At 47.9% G+C, this 2,020-nt stretch carries 2 protein-coding genes and 1 pseudogene; all 3 read left to right on the top strand.

What is annotated here, in order from left to right; all coding sequences use genetic code 11:
* A partial coding sequence (locus tag ABD76_RS10880) for a transposase (protein ID WP_197253431.1) occupies nt 1-193 on the top strand: 193 nt, incomplete at its 5' end.
* Nucleotides 194-357: 164 nt separating this feature from the next.
* Nucleotides 358-597 (top strand): annotated as a pseudogene (locus ABD76_RS30960) (metallophosphoesterase); the annotation flags it as partial.
* Between the two features lie 138 nt (nt 598-735).
* Complete coding sequence (locus ABD76_RS10870; protein WP_197255154.1) at nt 736-1,956, top strand: IS256 family transposase; 1,221 nt, start codon at nt 736-738, stop codon at nt 1,954-1,956.
* Nucleotides 1,957-2,020 lie beyond the last annotated feature (64 nt).

Here is a 2,020-nt window from a genome sequence, read left to right as displayed (position 1 = left end):
GCAGCACGAAGAAGGGATCCTTCGGTGGTTCCATAGTAAGATGACGAACGGCTTGTTGGAAGGCATTAATGGTCTGGTTCAAGCAGCTAAACGTCGGGCCAGAGGCTACAGGAACGTAGAAAACTTGATTGCGATGGTGTATATGACAGCCAATAAGCTTCGTTTGCCGTTGCTCGCGGCGCGCCGAGCATAATATCCCTTTCCGCCTTCTTACCCTGCTTCAGATGTAGAAACAGCGGTCAAGCGCTCTCCTTGACGGCTGTTTCTACATCTGAAAATCTCTTAAAGGCGGAAGGGGTTATGAAACTAATATTCAACACTGTACCCACCCAGTAGAGCGAAGAGCCGTTATTAGTCGTTGGTGATGTGCATGGTTGTTTTCATACTTTTAAGAAATTAATTTATGAGCATTGGAATCGCGATAAACAGATCTTAGTGCAGCTTGGTGATTTATTGGACAGAGGGAAATTCTCTCCTGAGACCATGTTATATGTGATCGAATTACAAAAAACAATCTCGATAAAGTTCACTTTCTTAAAGGAAATCATGAGTTTGAAGTTATTGTGCATGTTGAAGAAGGAAATGAGAATTGGTTAAAACAAAGTGGACAAGAGACATTACAACAATTTGAAAGGAAATCGTTAGATTTAGCTAACTACATTTGAGTCTGTAAAATAGTTTGTGTAAACTCCAAAACCTATTAAAATGGAACTAATAGAAAGGTTGGGAGAACACATGGGACTATGGACGAAAGAGCAACTACGAGCGTTTATTAAAGAGAACAAGCTCATGACCGCGAAAGATGCGCAAAACGCCTTGAAGGATCTGTTCGCCGAGACGATTCAGGAAATGCTGGAGGCCGAGATGGACACGCATCTGGGCTATGAGAAGCATGAGAAAGCGGAGAAGACCACCTCCAATTCACGCAATGGCAAGAGCCGCAAGAAGATCACCAGTGAGTATGGGGAGCAAGAGATTTCGGTGCCCCGCGACCGGCAAGGTGAGTTCGAGCCACTGGTGGTGAAAAAGTATCAGTCGAACGTGACCGGCATTGAGGATCAGATCATTGCGCTCTATGCCAAGGGCGTAAGCACACGGGAGATTCAGGATCATCTCCAGCAGCTATACGGCATTGAGGTGTCCCCTACGCTTATCTCCAATGTCACCAACAAGATCATGCCCCTGGTCAAAGAATGGCAAAACCGGCCGCTGCAAAGCGTGTATGCCGTTGTATTTTTGGACGCCATTCACTTTAAAGTGAAGCAAGATGGCGCCATCGTCAATAAGGCGGCTTACATGGTCATCGGCATCGATTTGGATGGCAACAAGGATGTTCTGGGCATCTGGATCGGCGAGAATGAATCTGCAAAGTTCTGGCTGAGCGTGCTGAATGAGTTGAAGAATCGCGGCGTACAGGACATTCTCATTACGTGTGTGGACAACCTGACCGGCTTCTCGCAGGCCATCACCGCATGCTATCCACAGACGGAGATTCAGAAATGCATCATTCATCAGATTCGCAATTCAACGCGCTATGTGTCCTACAAGGACCTAAAGAAGGTCACTGCCGATCTGAAGCCGATCTACAAGGCGAGCACGGAAGAAGCCGCTCTTGTGGAATTGGATCGCTTTGAAGAAGTCTGGGGAACGAAGTACCCGCTCATTATCCGTTCCTGGCGCAACAATTGGGATGAGCTCGCGACCTTCTTCAAGTTTCCGCCAGAGATCCGTAAGTTGATTTATACCACAAACATCATCGAGAGCTACCATCGCCAACTTCGCAAAGTGACCAAGGGCAAGAGCATCTTCCCGACGGACGAGGCGTTGCTGAAGATGCTGTACCTGGCGACGATGGATGTGACTCGCAAATGGACGGGGCGCGTGCAGAACTGGGGACAAATCCTCCTCCAGCTCTCCATCTTCTTCCCGGATCGGGTCGGACAACATTTAAGCTAAGGGGCGAACCGCCCCCGAGGGGGCTTCATCATCAATGCGTTTACACAAAACTCTTGACAGACCC

Source organism: Paenibacillus dendritiformis (assembly GCF_015845845.1).
In the GTDB taxonomy this organism is placed as follows: domain Bacteria; phylum Bacillota; class Bacilli; order Paenibacillales; family Paenibacillaceae; genus Paenibacillus_B; species Paenibacillus_B dendritiformis_C.
The sequence above is the reverse complement of the archived record's forward strand: the minus strand, read 5'-3'. Positions and strand labels throughout refer to the sequence as shown.

What these genes read in the sequence shown, in the direction of transcription:
- ABD76_RS10870 (WP_197255154.1), top strand. Translation starts at nt 736, where the DNA reads ATGGGACTATGGACGAAAGAGCAACTACGAGCGTTTATTAAAGAGAAC.